Source organism: Vibrio sp. 10N.222.49.C9, from assembly GCF_041474985.1.
GTDB classification, from domain to species: Bacteria; Pseudomonadota; Gammaproteobacteria; order Enterobacterales; family Vibrionaceae; genus Vibrio; species Vibrio crassostreae_C.
The window spans coordinates 1-525 of record NZ_JBFRVD010000230.1; the positions used below are offsets into that span (position 1 = coordinate 1).

The 525-nt window shown below is 50.3% G+C and carries 1 protein-coding gene; it reads right to left on the bottom strand.

Going from position 1 to position 525, the window contains the following annotated elements; genetic code table 11:
* The coding region (locus tag AB4585_RS22890) for a nucleoside recognition domain-containing protein (protein ID WP_372171103.1) at positions 1–525 on the bottom strand (525 nt) is incomplete at both ends.

Genomic DNA, 525 nt, shown 5'->3' on the forward strand with positions numbered 1-525 from the left:
GACGAGGAATTTCGTAATCCGTCATTTCCATCACGAAGCTATCGTTGCTACCCGGGTAGATAGTGTTCTTCAGAATAAACCCTGTGAACACCGCGGCTAGGATACCAATCACATACAGCGCAAATACCACGTTTTGACCAGCACTTGGGAAGAAGGCCGCTGCAAACAACGCGTATACCGGTAGGCGAGCACCACAAGACATAAACGGAGCCATAGATGCCGCTAAACGGCGCTCACGCTCTTGGTCAAGTGTACGGCTTGCCATAATCGCAGGTACGTTACAACCAAAGCCTAATACCAATGGAACAAAGGCTTTGCCCGGTAGGCCCACTTTCTGCATGACTTTATCCAGTACGAATGCCGCACGAGACATGTAACCTGACCCTTCCAGCAAGGTAAGGAATAGGTAAAGACCGGCAATAACAGGGATAAAGGTTGCTACGGTTTGGATACCGCCACCGACACCATCGGCAAGCAGAGTCACCATCCATGCAGGTAGAACAGGATCTAGAAGCGCATGAGTAC